This window comes from Pseudomonas sp. p99-361, assembly GCF_003935475.1.
Taxonomy (GTDB): domain Bacteria; phylum Pseudomonadota; class Gammaproteobacteria; order Pseudomonadales; family Pseudomonadaceae; genus Aquipseudomonas; species Aquipseudomonas juntendi.
The window spans coordinates 1-14,365 of the sequence record NZ_RHQO01000012.1 but is presented as its reverse complement, the minus strand read 5'-3'; the positions used below and the strand labels follow the sequence as shown (position 1 = coordinate 14,365).

General features: G+C 63.4%; 10 protein-coding genes. All 10 read right to left on the bottom strand.

The window, feature by feature from the left end:
* Window positions 1-76: 76 nt before the first annotated feature.
* Window positions 77-946: an oxygenase MpaB family protein gene (locus EGJ22_RS07770; protein WP_029886582.1), complete on the bottom strand. Its 870-nt coding sequence runs from the start codon at window positions 944-946 to the stop codon at window positions 77-79.
* Between the two features lie 42 nt (window positions 947-988).
* Window positions 989-2,923 carry an acetate--CoA ligase gene (acs, locus tag EGJ22_RS07765; RefSeq protein ID WP_029886583.1) on the bottom strand — a complete coding sequence of 645 codons (1,935 nt, stop codon included), beginning with the start codon at window positions 2,921-2,923 and terminating at the stop codon, window positions 989-991.
* Window positions 2,924-3,120: 197 nt separating this feature from the next.
* Entirely contained in the window at window positions 3,121-4,785 is a 1,665-nt protein-coding gene (gene pgi, locus EGJ22_RS07760; protein ID WP_009685361.1) for a glucose-6-phosphate isomerase, read from the bottom strand.
* A gap of 148 nt (window positions 4,786-4,933) precedes the next feature.
* Window positions 4,934-5,797 (bottom strand): pantoate--beta-alanine ligase, encoded by an 864-nt coding sequence (gene panC / locus EGJ22_RS07755; RefSeq protein ID WP_029886584.1) that lies wholly within the window; start codon window positions 5,795-5,797, stop codon window positions 4,934-4,936.
* Window positions 5,794-6,594 carry a 3-methyl-2-oxobutanoate hydroxymethyltransferase gene (gene panB / locus EGJ22_RS07750; RefSeq protein ID WP_029886585.1) on the bottom strand — a complete coding sequence of 267 codons (801 nt, stop codon included), beginning with the start codon at window positions 6,592-6,594 and terminating at the stop codon, window positions 5,794-5,796. Before panB ends, panC begins: the two co-directional genes overlap by 4 nt.
* A gap of 262 nt (window positions 6,595-6,856) precedes the next feature.
* Complete coding sequence (folK, locus tag EGJ22_RS07745) at window positions 6,857-7,336, bottom strand: 2-amino-4-hydroxy-6-hydroxymethyldihydropteridine diphosphokinase (protein ID WP_009685364.1); 480 nt, start codon at window positions 7,334-7,336, stop codon at window positions 6,857-6,859.
* Window positions 7,333-8,721, bottom strand: coding sequence for a polynucleotide adenylyltransferase PcnB (locus EGJ22_RS07740; RefSeq protein WP_009685365.1), 1,389 nt, complete (start codon window positions 8,719-8,721; stop codon window positions 7,333-7,335). Before EGJ22_RS07740 ends, folK begins: the two co-directional genes overlap by 4 nt.
* Window positions 8,722-9,549: 828 nt before the next feature.
* On the bottom strand, window positions 9,550-10,995 hold the full coding sequence (locus tag EGJ22_RS07735; protein ID WP_029886587.1) for a sigma-54 dependent transcriptional regulator: 1,446 nt from the start codon (window positions 10,993-10,995) through the stop codon (window positions 9,550-9,552).
* Between the two features lie 4 nt (window positions 10,996-10,999).
* The gene (locus EGJ22_RS07730; RefSeq protein WP_029886588.1) at window positions 11,000-13,975 is read right to left on the bottom strand and encodes a sensor histidine kinase; all 2,976 of its coding nucleotides are present in this window, start codon (window positions 13,973-13,975) and stop codon (window positions 11,000-11,002) included.
* Complete coding sequence (locus tag EGJ22_RS07725; RefSeq protein ID WP_003250005.1) at window positions 13,959-14,135, bottom strand: hypothetical protein; 177 nt, start codon at window positions 14,133-14,135, stop codon at window positions 13,959-13,961. Before EGJ22_RS07725 ends, EGJ22_RS07730 begins: the two co-directional genes overlap by 17 nt.
* Window positions 14,136-14,365 lie beyond the last annotated feature (230 nt).

Below are 14,365 nucleotides of genomic sequence, written 5' to 3'. Positions count from 1 at the left end.
GTCGCTTCGTCGGTCTGAGCAGGAGTGCTTGGAGTATGGCACGTTAAATCAGTTCCGCAGGCGCGACCTGTTGCCCTCACTCGATGCCCATGCGCCGCCTGGCGCGGTGCGCGGAGCCGTCGCGCATTGCCCAGCGCAGCAGCGCTGCCGTGGGCTTGAGGCCCAGGCGGATCAGGCGCTGCTGCCAGGGCCGGTGCTGCAGGCCAAGCAGGCTCTGGCCCCAGCCAGGCAGCAGGTCGATGCCGGCATGCAGCATCAGTTTGCCCACCGGTTGAGCCAGGCGGCTGGGGGCAGGGGCGTCGAGCAGAATCCGCATGACCTCGTGGCTGCGCGCATCACAGTGCAGTTGCGGCCGCATGGCTTGCAGGTAGGCGTCCACCTGCTGGCACGAGCGTGGTACGTCACGGGCGCCAAGGCGCTCGGCGATCAAGGCGATTTCGTTGTAGTAGGCATCTTGCTCGCCGCGCGGCATGTGCGGGTTACGGTAGCGCAAGTGGGCGGCCAGAAAGCTGCTGACCTCTGCCACATGCACCCAGGTCAGCAAGGCTGGGTCGCTGGCCGCGTAGGGCCGGCCATCCGGCGCGGTGCCGGTCACTTGCAGGTGGATGGTGCGCACTTTCTCGATCAGCCACTCGGCATCACCGGTCGCGCCGAAGGTTGTACCGGAGATGAACTGGCTGGTGCGCCGCAGGCGGCCGAGCAAGTCCTCGCGGAAGTTGGAGTGGTCCCACACGCCGGCCAGGGCCAGCGGATGCAATAGCTGCAGCATCAGTGCGCTGATGCCGCCGACCAGCATGCTCGGAAAGTCGCCATGCACCTGCCAACTGACACTGTGCGGGCCGAACAGCCCTGGGTCACCCTTGGGGGACTCCAGGTCGAGCTGGCCGAGGGCCAGCCCGGTAAGGCTCATGACCTGGGTTTCGATACGGCGGCGTAGGGCTTCCATGGCGACCTGCAATACAGGGCGGCCATCAGCAGCGGCCGCCGGTTACTGGTTGAGGCGTTTGTCGATCAGGTCCTGCACCACGGCGGGGTCGGCCAGCGTCGAAGTATCGCCCAGGTTGTCCAGTTCGTTGCAGGCGATCTTGCGCAGTATACGCCGCATGATCTTGCCGGAGCGGGTCTTGGGCAGTGCCGGGGCCCACTGGATCAGCTCGGGCTTGGCGAAACTGCCGATTTCCTTGCTGACCATGGCGAGTAGCTCGGCCTTGAGCGCTTCGTCCGGTGTAACGCCATTCATGGCCGTGACGAAGGCGTACACGCCCTGGCCCTTGAGGTCATGCGGGTAGCCGACCACGGCGGCTTCGGCGACGCGATCATGCAATACCAGTGCACTTTCCACTTCGGCCGTGCCGATACGGTGCCCTGACACATTGATCACATCGTCAATACGCCCGGTGATCCAGTAGTCGCCGTCGGCGTCGCGGCGGGCGCCATCGCCGGTGAAGTAGTAACCGGGCATGGGTTTGAAATACGTGTCGACCATGCGCTGGTGGTCGCCATAGACACTGCGGATCTGCCCGGGCCAGCTGGCCTTGATCACCAGCAGGCCGGCACCCGGCCCGTCTATCACCTCGCCCTTTTCATCCAGCAGGGCGGGCTGTACGCCGAACATGGGCTGGGTGGCACAGCCCGGTTTGAACGTGGTCGAGCCGGGCAGGGGGGTCAACATGATGCCGCCGGTTTCGGTCTGCCACCAGGTGTCGACGATGGGGCAGCGCTTTTGCCCGACCGCTTCGAAGTACCACTCCCAGGCTTCCGGGTTGATCGGCTCGCCGACACTGCCCAGCAGGCGCAGGCTTTTGCGCGAGGTGCCCTGCAGTGGCCCAGAGCCCTCGCGCATCAGTGCCCGCAGCGCGGTCGGCGCGGTGTAGAAAATATTGACCTGGTGCTTGTCCACCACCTGCCAGAAGCGCGAGGTGTCTGGGTAGTTCGGTACCCCTTCGAACATCAGCGAGATGGCGCCGTTGGCCAATGGGCCGTAGACGATGTAGCTGTGCCCGGTCACCCAGCCCACATCCGCGGTGCACCAGAACACTTCGCCGTCGCGGTAATCGAACACCACCTTGAAGGTCAGGGTTGCCTGCAACAGGTAGCCGGCGGTGGTGTGCAGCACGCCCTTGGGTTTGCCGGTGCTGCCAGAGGTGTAGAGGATGAACAGCGGGTCTTCGGCTGCCATGGGCTCGGGGGTGCAGTCGTCGCCGGCGTGTTCGGTAGCCTCGTGGTACCAGAGGTCGCGGCCCGCGGCCCAGTCCACCGCGCCTGCGGTACGGCGTACCACGAAGACGCTGCTGACGGCCGGGCAACTGGCCAGGGCTTTGTCGACGTTCTGCTTCAACGGGATACGCTTGCCGCCGCGCACGCCTTCATCGGCGGTAATCACCGTACGGCAGTCGGCATCGAGAAGACGATCACGCAGGGCGTCCGGCGAGAAGCCACCGAACACCACCGAATGGATAGCGCCGATGCGGGTGCAGGCCAGCATGGCGAACGCTGCTTCGGGGATCATCGGCATGTAGATGCACACGCGGTCGCCTTTCTTCACCCCGCGCGCCTTCAGGGCGTTGGCCAGGCGGCAGACTTCGCGGTGCAGTTCGCGGTAGCTGATGGCTTTGGCATCTTTCGGGTCGTCGCCTTCCCACAGCAAGGCCGTCTGCTCAGCGCGCTGGGCCAGGTGGCGGTCGATGCAGTTGTAACTGACGTTGAGCTGTGCGCCGTCGAACCAGCGGGCCTCGCCGGAGCGCAGGTCGCACTGCTGCACGCTTGACCACGGCTTGATCCAGTCCAGGCGCTTGGCTTGCTCGGCCCAAAAGGCGTCGGGGTCTTCTACCGACTGGCGGTAAAGGCGCTGGTAGTCGTCAGGTGTGAGGGCGGCGGACTGGCTGACGGCCAGGGCCTGGGGATAGTTGCGGATATCGAACATGGCGGTGGTCCTGCTCTTGTAAGGGGCGAGGGACTGCAACGGCTATTCGATAGGACAGTGTAGCTGGGAGAGGTGTTCAAACTGTGCCGGCCTCTTCGCGGGCATGCCCGCTCCCACAGGTACCACGCCCCACTCGCGGGCGGCGCTATCGCTGTGGGAGCGGGCGTGCCCGCGAAGCGGCCGGCACAGGCCTGAGATCACCCGCGATGACGGCCGCGGAAGTAGTTGATCAGGCCTTGGGTGGAACCATCTTCGGCGCTGTCGTCCAGGCTACCGACTAGGCGCTGGTACACACCCTTGCCCAGCTCCTTGCCCAACTCGACGCCCCACTGGTCGAAGGCGTTGATGCCCCAGACCACGCTTTGCACGAACACCTTGTGTTCATACATGGCCACCAGCGCCCCCAAACGGCGTGGGCTGATGCGCTCTACCACCAGGGTGTTGCTCGGGCGGTTGCCCGGGATCACCTTGTGCGGGGCCAGCTTTTCGATGTCTGCTTCGTTCAGCCCTTTGCCACGCAGTTCGGCTTCAGCTTCTTCGCGGGTTTTACCCAGCATCAGGGCCTGGCTTTGCGACAGGCAGTTGGCGTACAGCCACTGGTGATGGTCGGCGACCGGGTTGAAGCTCACGACCGGTACGATGAAGTCGGCCGGAATCAGCTGGGTGCCTTGGTGCAGCAACTGATGGTAGGCGTGCTGGCCATTACAGCCGACGCCACCCCAGATTACCGGGCCGGTTTCGGTTTTGACCGGGGTGCCGTCCTGCAGCACGCTCTTGCCGTTGGACTCCATGTCCAATTGCTGCAGGTGCTTGGTGATGTTGCGCAGGTAATGGTCGTACGGCAGGATCGCATGGCTGCTGGCGCCCCAGAAGTTGCCGTACCACACGCCCAGCAGGGCCAGCAGTACCGGCATGTTCTTGTCGAACGGCGCGGTCTGGAAATGCTGGTCCATGGTGTAGGCGCCGGACAACAGCTCCTTGAAGTTGGCCATGCCGATGGCCAGGGCGATCGGCAGGCCGATGGCCGACCACAGCGAGTAGCGCCCCCCCACCCAGTCCCACATCGGGAAGATGTTCTCTTCGCGGATACCGAAGGCCACCGCGGCAGCCTTGTTGCTGGAAACCGCAATGAAGTGGCGGTACAGCTCGGCCTCCGAACCGCCCTGGGCCAGGTACCAGGTACGCGCGGCCATGGCATTTTTCAGGGTTTCGAGGGTGTTGAACGACTTCGACGAAACAATGAACAGGGTCGTTTCGGCGCGCAGCTTGGCCGACAGTTCGTGGAACTCGCTGCCGTCGATGTTGGCCAGGTAGTGGCAGCGTACACCGCGCTGCGCGTAGGGCAGCAGGGCTTCGGAAACCAGCTCCGGGCCGAGGAACGAGCCACCGATGCCGATGTTGACCACGTCGGTGATCGGCTTTTCGCTGTAGCCACGCCACAGGCCGTCATGGATGCGGCCAACCAGTTCGGTGATCTGGTTGAGTACCTTGTGCACTTCCGGCATGACGTTCACGCCGTTGACGCTGAGTTTGTCGCCAACCGGCCGGCGCAATGCGGTGTGCAGCACCGGGCGGCCTTCGGAGGTGTTGATGATTTCGCCACTGAACATCGACTTGATAGCGTCCTGCAGGCCCACTTCGTTGGCCAGGTTGACCAACAGATCGCGGGTTTGCTCGGTGATCAGGTTTTTCGAGTAGTCGAGGAACAGGCCGCAAGCGCTAAGGGAAAACTGGTCGAAGCGTTGGGCATCGGCGGCGAAGGCGTCGCGCATGCTGAAGCTCTGCATGGCGTCGCGGTGTTGCTGAAGCGCCTGCCAGGCGGGCAGCGCCGTCACATCGTGGGGTGTACGGTAATACGCCATTGCGCGGGGTTCCCTTAATGCGTGGTGAGGCCTTTGACACGGCAGTCATTGCCGGGTTCAGGCTGCATCATTATAGGCAAAGGTCACGCGCTGGGAATGGCTGTGGGACGGGGATTTTGAGGGGGCTGCAAAGCAGCCCCCAAGGCCTTTATGCGGTTTTCTCTTCCACATGCAGGTACAGATTGTCGATCAACCGGGTGTTACCCAGGTAAGCCGCCGCAATCACCACAAGGTCGCGATCATCGATCACCGCCGGGCGCAGGCTCACGGCATGGCGCACTTCCAGGTAATCTGGACGCAAACCCGCGGCAACCAGCTGCGCCTGCCCTTCGGCAACCAGCGCGGCAAAGTCCCGCTGCCCGCGGCCAATGGCCGAAGCGATATGCTGCAGCGTGCGGTACAGCGCAGGCGCGGTGGCCCGCTGCTCGGGCGTGAGGTAACCATTACGCGACGACAGCGCCAGGCCATCGTCGGCCCGCACGGTAGGCTCGCCAATGATCTGGATCGGCATGTTCAGGTCGCGGACCATGGCGCGGATCACTGCCAGTTGCTGGAAGTCCTTTTCACCGAACACCGCGAGGTCTGGCTGGACCATGTTGAACAGCTTGGTGACCACGGTGGCCACACCTTCGAAATGCCCTGGCCGGCTGGCGCCGCACAAGCCTTCGGAAAGCTGGGGAACACTGACCCGGGTTTGCACGCTCATGCCGTCGGGGTACATCTCTGCCACGCTGGGTGCGAACAAAAGGTTGCAGCCGGCTTGCAGCAGGCGCTCCTGGTCGGCGGCCAAGGTACGCGGGTAGCTGTCCAGGTCTTCGTTGGCACCGAACTGCAGCGGGTTGACGAAGATGCTGGCGACCACGAAATCGGCACGCTGCGCGGCCTTGGTGACCAGGGCCGCGTGGCCGCTGTGCAGGTTGCCCATGGTCGGCACGAAACCGATGCGCTTGCCCTCACCGCGGGCACGGGCTACTGCTGCGCGCAGTTCGCGGACGGTCTTGACTGTATTCATGCACTGAACCCGTGTTCGCTGCCTGGGAAACTGACTTGCTTGACGGCCTCGACGTAAGCGACGAGGGCGCTGTGGATATCCGGTTGGCCCTGCATGAAGTTCTTCACGAACTTGGGCACCCGGCCGCTCAGCGACAGGCCAAGCATGTCGTGCAGCACCAGCACCTGGCCATCGGTGGCACTGCCGGCGCCGATGCCGATCACCGGAATACCGACCGAGTTGGTGATTTCCGCGGCCAGTTCACTGGGTACGCACTCCAGCAGCAGCATGGCTGCACCGGCCTGTTCCAGGGCAATGGCATCAGCGCGCATCTGCCGGGCCTGGGCTTCCTGGCGGCCTTGCACTTTATAGCCGCCCAGTACGTTGACGGTCTGCGGGGTCAGGCCCAGGTGCGCACACACCGGTACGCCACGCTCAGCCAGCAGGCGAATGGTTTCTGCCAGCCAGGCGGCACCTTCGATCTTGATCATGTGGGCGCCTGCCTGCATCAGCGTGGCGCTGTTGGCAAACGCCTGTTCCGGGGTGGCGTGGGCCATGAATGGCAGGTCTACCAGGATCAGCGCGCCGTCATTGCCACGTTTGACGCTGGCGGTATGGTAGGCCATGTCGGCCGTGGTGACCGGCAAGGTACTGTCGTGGCCCTGCAGGACCATCCCCAGCGAGTCGCCCACCAGCAACACTTCAACACCGGCCTGGCTGGCGACTTTGGCGAAGGTCGCGTCGTAGCAGGTCAGCATGGTGATTTTTTCACCCTTGGCCTTGAGGCCATGCAGGGTGGTCAGGGTTACTTCAGGCATGTAGGAAATTCCTCGTTCAGGCGCTGTAAAAAACGACTGCATTCAACGCGTGTAGTCATCTTCCGGAGCGGCACATCATCGCGCGTGATGTTCGGGCACAGGTCCGTCCGGGCCTAAATACGGGTATGCGGCAGTCAGTTGCCACACGGGACGCCTATAGTCGTGAGCGAGGTGGGGGAAGTCAATCACCCTGTTACCGCATTGTTACGATCAGGGTGTTACTGGCGTTACCGGGCCGGTGCAACGGGCTGGAGCACCCGGTTTACAAGCGCTCCAGGCCGATGAATGGGCAAGCCTCAAGCAGCTGCGCAAGGGCGCGGCCATCGGCCAGGCGGAAGTCGCCCGGTACCAGCTCGGCCAGCGGGTACAGTACGAAGGGGCGGGCATGCATATGGTAATGCGGCACCTTCAAGCGGGGCTCGTCGAGCACCTGGTCGCCGAACAGCAGGATGTCCAGGTCCAGCGTGCGTGGGCCCCAGCGCTCCGCGCGCACCCGGCCTTGGTCGTTCTCGATGGCTTGCAGGGCATCGAGCAAGGCCAGCGGTGCCAGCTGGGTATCCAGCGCCGCGACGGCGTTAGTATAGCGTGGCTGCCCGGGCAACAGCGAATCGCTGGTGTAAAAGGCAGAGGCGGCTACCAGGCGCGTGGCCGCGACCTGGTCCAGCGCCTGCAACGCGCTGCGCAACTGCTCGGCCGGTGCAGCCAGGTTGCTGCCCAGGCCGACGTAGGCGCGCGTCGTCACTCGAATGCCTCGTCGCCAGCGCGCTTGCGTTTGCTGCCGCTGCGCTTGCGTTTACGCGGGCCGGCAGTGCTGCCTTCGTCACGGTTGCCCAGGTCGCGGATCATCTCGCGGCGCTCGCTGTCGTTGGCGTCCTGGTAATCGGTCCACCATTGCCCCAGGTCGTCGGTTTCTTCGCCCGCGCTTTCACGCAGCAGCAGGAAATCGTAACCGGCACGGAAGCGCGGGTTGTCCAGCAGCATGTCGGCGCGCTTGCCGCTGCGGCGTGGCAGGCGCTCCTGCATGTCCCAGATTTCCCGGATTGGCAGGGTGAAGCGCTTGGGGATGGCGATGCGGGCGCATTGCTCGGCGATCAGGTCGTGGGCTGCGCCATTCATGGCCGGAATCGGGGGTACGCCCTGGCTCTGCAAATGCAGCACGCGGGCTGGCAGGGCAGGCCACAGCAGCGCGGCGAACAGGAACGCCGGCGTTACCGGTTTGCCCTGCTTCACCCGTAGGTCGGTGTTGTTCAGTGCCTGGCTGATGAGCGTGTGGGTATAGGTCGGGCGCTCTTCCAGCGCGTGCGCACTGGCCGGGAACAGCGGCTCGAACAGCTCCAGGTCGACCAGCATTTCAAAGGCGATGGCACCTTGGCCCGACAGGAACAGCTTCAGGCTCTCTTCGAACAGGCGCGCTGGCGGGATTTCGCGCAGCAGTGGGGCCAGTTCGCGGATCGGCTTGAAGGTGTGCTTCTCGATACCGAAGTCCAGCTTGGCCGCGAAGCGCACTGCGCGCAGCATGCGCACGGGGTCTTCCTGGTAGCGGTGCGTCGGGTCGCCGATCAGCCGCAGCAGGCGGTTGCGAACATCGTGTACGCCGTTGGCGTAATCGAGAATGCGCTCGCTGACCGGGTCGTAGTACAGGGCGTTGATGGTGAAGTCGCGGCGCTGCGCGTCTTCTTCCAGGGTGCCGTATACGTTGTCACGCAGGATGCGACCACTGGCGTTATGCGACGAACGGTGGCTGTCATTCTGGTCATCTTCCGTATGCGGGGCACGGAAGGTAGCGACCTCGATGATTTCACGGCCGAAATGCACATGGACCAGCTTGAAGCGGCGGCCAATGATGCGCGCATTACGGAACTCGGCACGGACCTGTTCAGGGGTAGCGCTGGTGGCTACGTCGAAGTCTTTCGGCGTAATGCCCAGCATCAGGTCGCGGACGCAGCCACCGACCAGGTAGGCCTGGTAACCGGCAGCCTGCAAGCGCTCGACAATGTTCACCGCGTGGCGGCTGAACTGGTGGCGCTGCAACGAGTGCTGGCTCTTGTTGATCACCTCAGGCGTGGTGCGCCTGTGGTGCTGGCCCGGTACGGGCGGGCGGAACGACTGGAACAGCTTCTTCAGCATGGGATGCACTGTTTGAAGGAATGTTCGGCCAAGAATAGGAGAATGGCCGCATGATGGGCGGGGATTCTAGCATTTACTCAGGGAATGGTGTAGGCGGGTAGCAGGAAGCCTGCGGGAATCGCAGAAACGACAAGGGGAGCCTAAGCTCCCCAAGAAGTGTCGTTGCGTGCTCTTATTATTTTTTGCCGGGCTTTTTGTTTTTGTTGAGTGCCCTGCCCACAAAGCCTGAAGCTTGTGGACGACCCCCAAACCGGGGGTAAAGAGCAAACGGATTGCTTTGGCCGCTGATGTCACGTTGATCTGTTGATCCAACCAGTTCAGGCGCTGCTTTTTAGTGCAGTTTTTGTTGTTCTCTGCCTGGTCGTGGGGCAAGCCCCAAACACGCATCCTCTCCAAAAGAATCAGTTAGCTGCGCCTCCGCCGTCTTGTTTTTATTGTGCGTGAGCCGTTTCGTCTTGTTCTTATTATGAGTTGCAGTGCTTGTTATTGTTCTTGTACCAGAGATATAGCAGGTGCCGTGCCAACTTTTGAAAAGCCAGTAAAATCAAGGGGTTGGTGGATTCTGCAGGTTTGTGGCAAGCCCGAAATGTGGAAATTTCGTTACCGTACGCCTCGGTGACTGTTACGGCGCAGAGGGTGGGTAACAGATTTTTGCGGCAGCAGATGTGTTACCTGGGGTGTGGTGGCTGGCCGTTTCGCAGGCTTGCCCGCTCCCACAGGATCACCGTGGCTGCCAGGTTGCGCTGTGCTTGTGGGAGCGGGCAAGCCCGCGAACAGGCCGGTGAGGCTGGTAGAGAAGGGGCAGGAGGAACCTCCCACCCAGGCAGGTCAGTTATCGCTGGTGGCGTTGCTCTTGCGCCGCGGAATGCCCAGGCGTTGGCGGCGTTCCCACAGGCATTTGCGGCTGACGCCGAGCTTGCGGGCCAGTTCGGTCTCGGTCATGTGGTCCTGGTGCTCGAGCACGAAGTGCTGGAAGTAGTCTTCCAGGGACAAGTCCTCGGTCGGCTCGTGGCTGGCATTGGCCGCGCTGGCCACCGCCAGGGCGTTGTCGAGAATATCGTCTTCTTCCAGGTCGCTCAGCTCGATGTCGATACCCAGCAGGTCGGCAGAAATTTCTGCGCTTTCGCTGAGAATGACCGCGCGCTCCACGGCGTTTTCCAGCTCACGTACGTTGCCCGGCCAGCTGTAGTGACGAATGGCCTGTTCGGCTTCGGCAGAGAAGTGCAGGTCATCACGGCCGATGCGCGCACTCTGGCGAGCCAGGAAGGCACTGGCGATTTCATTGACGTCGCTGCCGCGCTCGCGCAGCGCGGGCAGCTTCAGGGCGATCACGTGCAGGCGGTAGTACAAGTCTTCGCGGAACTGGCCGGCCTTGGCCAGGTTCTTCAGGTCGCGGTGGGTCGCGGCGATCAGGCGCACATCGACCTTTTGCGACTGCACCGAACCGACCCGGCGAATTTCCCCTTCCTGCAGCACGCGCAGCAGGCGGGCTTGGGCTTCCAGGGGCAGTTCCCCGATTTCATCGAGGAACAACGTACCACCGTCTGCAGCCTCCACCAGGCCCGCACGGCCGGCACTGGCGCCGGTGAACGCGCCTTTTTCGTGGCCGAACAGTTCGGACTCGATCAGGGTTTCGGGGATGGCCGCGCAGTTCACCGAAATCATCGGCGCCTTGGCGCGCCGCGACAGGTTGTGCAGGGCGCGCGCCACCAGCTCTTTACCGGTACCCGATTCGCCCTGGATCAGCACATTGGAATCGGTAGGGGCCACCTTGCGGATCTTGCTGTACATGTCCTGCATGGGCGGGCACGAGCCGATGATACCGATGTCGCCATTGGCCGCTGCCGGGGCCGCTTTGTCGGCAGGGGCTGCCTTGCCGGTGGTGGCGCGGGGCTCGGCAGCCGGTGCTGCAGCCGGGGCGTTCTGCCGGTCGCGCAGGATGCGGGCCACCGCTTGCAGCATTTCGTCGTGATCGAAGGGCTTGGCGATGTAGTCCACCGCGCCCATCTTCATCGAGTCCACGGCTGAGCGCAGGCTGGCGTAGCTGGTCATGATCAGCACCGGGGTGCCTTGGCCGAGCTTGATCAGCTCGGTGCCGGGTGCACCTGGCAGGCGCAGGTCACTGACGATCAGGTCGAAAGTGGCAATGCTGAAGCGTTCCTGGGCTTCCTGCACCGAGCCGGCTTCGCTGACCTGGTACTGGTTCCGCTCGAGCAGACGACGCAAGGCCGAGCGGATGATGGTTTCGTCTTCGACGATCAGAATGTGCGGCATTGATTCAATTCTCTCGACGGTCTCGAATTTCAGGGGACGTCGCTACGACATGCCGGGGCAGGGTCACGCGGATCCGGGTGCCACGTTGCCGTTCGATGTCGGCCGGGCTGTCGATGGTGATTTGCCCATAATGCTCTTCCACGATGGAATAGACCAGAGCGAGGCCCAGTCCGGTTCCCTCGCCGGGGTCCTTGGTGGTGAAGAACGGCTCGAACAGACGGTCCTGGATGTTCTTCGGGATGCCGCTGCCCTCGTCCTCGACGATCAGGTCGACGGTGTGCTCGCTCACCTCGCTGCGCACGCGCACTGCGCTGCCGGGCGGCGAGGCGTCGCGCGCGTTGGAAAGCAGGTTGATCAGCACTTGGGCCAGGCGCTGCGGGTCGCCTTCTACCCAATGGTCGGGGTCGCAGAGGTTGAAGAACTGTACTTCGAAATTACGCCGGTTCAACGCCAGCAGACCAATGGCGTCCTGCGCCACTTCGGCCAGGCACACCGGTTCCTCGCTGTTCTGGTGGCTGCCACCGGCATGGGCAAAACTCATCAACGACTGGACGATGCGTGACACGCGTTTGGTCTGGTCGAGGATCTGGCTGGACAGCTCGGTGATTTCGCCGTCGCCTTCACGCTCCTCGCGCAGGTTCTGCGCCAGGCAGGCGATGCCGGTGATCGGGTTGCCGATTTCGTGGGCCACGCCGGCGGCCAGCCGGCCGATGCTGGCCAGGCGCTCGGAATGCACCAGCTTGTCTTCCAGGGCCTGGGTTTCGGTCAGGTCCTCGACCAGCAGTACCAGGCCGCTGTTACCGGGGGCCAGTGGTTCATCGATGGCCGCCTTGTGCAGGTTCAGCCAACGTGGCTGGCCATCCAGAGCCAGGCGTTGTTTGTGCAGGTGCTCGTCGGGCACGTTGATGAAGCCCTGCAGCAGCCCGCGCCAGGGCTCGGCGATGGTCACCAGGCGTGAGCCGACCACGTGCTTGGCGGCAATCCCGGTGAGCTCTTCCATGGCCTTGTTCCACATGAGGATTTCCTGGTCCTTGGCCAGCGAGCAGACGCCCATGGGCAGCTCCTGCAAGGTCTGGCGGTGGTAGCGGCGCAGGGCATCGAGCTCGGCGGCCAGGCCGGTCAGGCGCGAGTGGTAGTCTTCCAGGCGGCTTTCAATGAAGTGGATGTCCTCGGTGACGTAGTTCTCGTTACCGGACTTGTACGGCAGGAAGGTCTCGACCATGTCCTGGGCCACGCTCGGGCCCATCAGGCCCGACAGGTTGGCCTCGATGCGGTCACGCAGGCGGCGCAAGGCGTATGGCCGGCGTTCGTCGAACGGCAGGTAAAGGTCGCGCAGGGCCTGCTCCACTTCCTTTTGCGCGGCTTTGGCGCCCAGCGGCTTGGCCAGTTGGGTCGCGAATTCCTGGGGCGAGGCTGCGTGCAGTTCGCGGCGCTGTGGGCGGCGCACGTTGTCCACCGCGCAGGCTTCTGCGGCGCTGACCTCTTCGGTGCTGGCGTTGGTGAACAGCGAAATCAGGGTGAACAGCAGCACGTTGGCCGCCAGCGAGGCGATGGCCGCCATGTGCCAGCTGGTATCGTCCAGCACGTAGATCATGTCCAGCAGCGGGATATAGAAGCCTTGCAGATTGCCCAGCAGCGGCAGCAGCATGGTCACCATCCACACCAGCGTGCCGGCCAGCAGTCCGGCGATGAAGCCGCGGCGGTTGGCGGTCGGCCAGTACAACACGGACAGCACGCCGGGCAGGAACTGCAGCGTGGCCACGAACGCCACGATGCCCAGGTTGGCCAGGCTCTGGTGGTTGTTCTGGGTCAGGTAGAACATGAACCCAGCAGTGATGATGGCGACGATCAGTGCGCGGCGGGTCCATTTCAGCCAGCGGTAGATGTTGCCCTCGGCCGGTGGCTGGTATAGCGGCAGCACCAGGTGGTTGAGGGCCATGCCCGACAGCGCCAGGGTGGTGACGATGATCAGGCCACTGGCCGCCGACAGGCCGCCTATATAGGCCAGCAGGGCCAGTGCCTGGTTGTTGGCGGCAATGCCCAGGCCCAGGGTGAAGTATTCGGGGTTGGTACTGGCGCCCAGGCGCAGCCCGGCCCAGAGTACCAGCGGCACGGCCAGGCTCATCAGCAGCAGGAACAGCGGCAGGCCCCAACTGGCGCTGACCAGCGAGCGTGGGTTGAGGTTTTCGGTGAAGGCCATGTGGTACATGTGCGGCATGACGATGGCCGAGGCGAAGAACACCAGCAGCAGGGTGCGCCACGGGCCTTCCTGCAACGGGGTGTGCAGGGCAGCCAGGGCGGTCTGGTTCTGCAGCAGCCACACTTCCAGCTCGTGCGGGCCGCCAAACACGCCATACAGGGCGTACAGGCCGATGCCGCCCAGTGCCAGCAGCTTGATTACCGACTCGAAGGCAATGGCGAACACCAGCCCTTCATGCTTTTCGCGCGTGGCGATATGCCGTGAGCCGAAGAAGATGGTGAACAGGATGATCAGCGCACAGAACGCGAAGGCCACCCGGGCCTTGACCGGCTCACCGGTAAGGATGCTGATCGAGTCGGCCACCGCCTGTATCTGCAACGCCAGCAACGGCAGTACGCCAATCAGCATGATGAGGGTGGTCAACGCGCCGGCCCAGGTGCTGCGGAAGCGGAACGCCAGCAGGTCGGCCAGCGACGACAGCTGGTAAGTGCGGGTGATCTTCAGGATCGGGTACAGCAGCACCGGCGCCAGCAGGAATGCACCGGACACCCCCAGGTAACAGGCAAGGAAGCCGTAGCCGTACTGATAGGCCAGGCCCACCGACCCGTAGAACGCCCAGGCGCTGGCGTATACGCCCAGGGACAGGGTGTAGGTGAGCGGGTGGCGAATGATGGCGCGCGGGATCAGCCCGCGCTCGCTGACCCAGGCTACGCCGAACAGCACCATGAGGTACCCGGCGCTGATCAGGATCATCTGGGTCAGGCTAAAGCTCATCGGCATCTCGTTGGCTCTGCAGGATGAAGGTGACGACGATCAGGATCAGCCAGAGCAGGTACGGGCGGTACCACGCTCCGGTCGGTTCGATCCACCAGTCCATGATGGCCGGGGAGAACAGGTAGATCCCCACGACCAGAAGCAGGACCAAACGATAGATGTACATGCTGGCCTCGATGGTTGGGCGCTGCGGGTTTGAACTTATTATTGGCGCAAATGATTGGGCGGATGCTAGCGGGAATCGCTGAGGTTAGCCAAGGGTTTGAATTTGTTGGGCTTTTGATTTGAGGGGAAGATGGCCTGTTCGGGCCCTATCGCTGGCAAGCCAGCTCCCACGGGGATCGCATCAGGGCTGACAGGTGTTTGCCACAAGGTATGCAGCGCCTGTTAGAGCGA

Coding starts and splice junctions, on each gene's coding strand:
- EGJ22_RS07735 (WP_029886587.1), bottom strand. CDS start 10,995: ATGCCGCACATTCTGATCGTCGAAGACGAAACCATCATCCGCTCGGCC.
- EGJ22_RS07770 (WP_029886582.1), bottom strand. CDS start 946: ATGGAAGCCCTACGCCGCCGTATCGAAACCCAGGTCATGAGCCTTACC.
- EGJ22_RS07730 (WP_029886588.1), bottom strand. CDS start 13,975: ATGCCGATGAGCTTTAGCCTGACCCAGATGATCCTGATCAGCGCCGGG.
- panC (WP_029886584.1), bottom strand. CDS start 5,797: ATGAATACAGTCAAGACCGTCCGCGAACTGCGCGCAGCAGTAGCCCGT.
- pgi (WP_009685361.1), bottom strand. CDS start 4,785: ATGGCGTATTACCGTACACCCCACGATGTGACGGCGCTGCCCGCCTGG.
- acs (WP_029886583.1), bottom strand. CDS start 2,923: ATGTTCGATATCCGCAACTATCCCCAGGCCCTGGCCGTCAGCCAGTCC.
- EGJ22_RS07740 (WP_009685365.1), bottom strand. CDS start 8,721: ATGCTGAAGAAGCTGTTCCAGTCGTTCCGCCCGCCCGTACCGGGCCAG.
- panB (WP_029886585.1), bottom strand. CDS start 6,594: ATGCCTGAAGTAACCCTGACCACCCTGCATGGCCTCAAGGCCAAGGGT.
- EGJ22_RS07725 (WP_003250005.1), bottom strand. CDS start 14,135: ATGTACATCTATCGTTTGGTCCTGCTTCTGGTCGTGGGGATCTACCTG.